Raw genomic sequence first — 1,538 nt, 5'->3', positions numbered from 1 at the left:
CTCTCTCACAGTCAAGCTCCCTTGTGCACTTACACTCGACACCTGATTGCCAACCAGGCTGAGGGAACCTTTGGGCGCCTCCGTTACTTTTTAGGAGGCAACCGCCCCAGTTAAACTACCCATCAGGCACTGTCCCTGACCCGGATTACGGGCCGAAGTTAGATGTCCAAAGTGACCAGAGTGGTATTTCAACGATGACTCCACCCGAACTGGCGTCCGGGCTTCAACGTCTCCCACCTATCCTACACAAGCCACTCCGAACACCAATACCAAACTATAGTAAAGGTCTCGGGGTCTTTCCGTCCTGCTGCGCGTAACGAGCATCTTTACTCGTACTGCAATTTCGCCGAGTTTATGGTTGAGACAGCGGGGAAGTCGTTACTCCATTCGTGCAGGTCGGAACTTACCCGACAAGGAATTTCGCTACCTTAGGATGGTTATAGTTACCACCGCCGTTTACTGGGGCTTAAATTCTCAGCTTCGCCTTGCGGCTAACCGGTCCTCTTAACCTTCCAGCACCGGGCAGGAGTCAGTCCGTATACATCGTCTTGCGACTTCGCACGGACCTGTGTTTTTAGTAAACAGTCGCTTCCCCCTGGTCTCTGCGGCCCCGATCCCCTCCCACCAGCAAGTGGTGTTCAAGGTTGGGGCCCCCCTTCTCCCGAAGTTACGGGGSCATTTTGCCKAGTTCCTTMACCMTARTTCTCTCRAKCGCCTTAGTATTCTCTACCYRAYCACCTGTGTCGGTTTGGGGTACGGGCGGCTAAAACCTCGCGTCGATGCTTTTCTCGGCAGCATAGGATCACCGAATCCCCCCCTGCGGGGGTCCCGTCAGATCTCAGGCATCATGAACGGCGGATTTGCCTACCGTTCGCCCTACATCCTTAGACCGGGACAACCATCGCCCGGCTCGGCTACCTTCCTGCGTCACACCTGTTAATACGCTTGCCTCCCAGGATCAGGTCCCGCGCTCCACCAAAACCCTTCCACCACAAGGGCGGTCAGGCAGGTTTCGGGCGGTTAGTATCCCCTGTTCAGCATGGGCGGTTTTTCGCCGGTACGGGAATATCAACCCGTTGTCCATCGACTACGCCTGTCGGCCTCGCCTTAGGTCCCGACTTACCCAGGGCAGATTAGCTTGACCCTGGAACCCTTGATCATCCGGCGGACGGGTTTCTCACCCGTCTTTCGCTACTCATGCCTGCATTCTCACTCGTGTAGGCTCCACCGCTGGTTTCCACCGCGACTTCACTGCCCACACGACGCTCCCCTACCACTCCAGACGCCTGAACCACAAGGGCTTGGCTAATGTCTGAAATCCACAACTTCGGCGGTGTACTTGAGCCCCGCTACATTGTCGGCGCGGAATCACTTGACCAGTGAGCTATTACGCACTCTTTTAAGGATGGCTGCTTCTAAGCCAACCTCCTGGTTGTCTTCGCAACTCCACATCCTTTCCCACTTAGCACACGCTTAGGGGCCTTAGTTGGTGGTCTGGGCTGTTTCCCTCTCGACTATGAAGCTTATCCCCCACAGTC

General features: G+C 55.7%; 1 rRNA gene. It reads right to left on the bottom strand.

Annotated features, from left to right (window positions below):
- A 23S ribosomal RNA gene (locus AC1DVK_RS26845) occupies positions 1-1,538 on the bottom strand; the annotation flags it as partial.

The organism is Peribacillus sp. P4_B1 (assembly GCF_056402395.1).
This window is presented reverse-complemented; position numbering and strand designations above follow the sequence as displayed.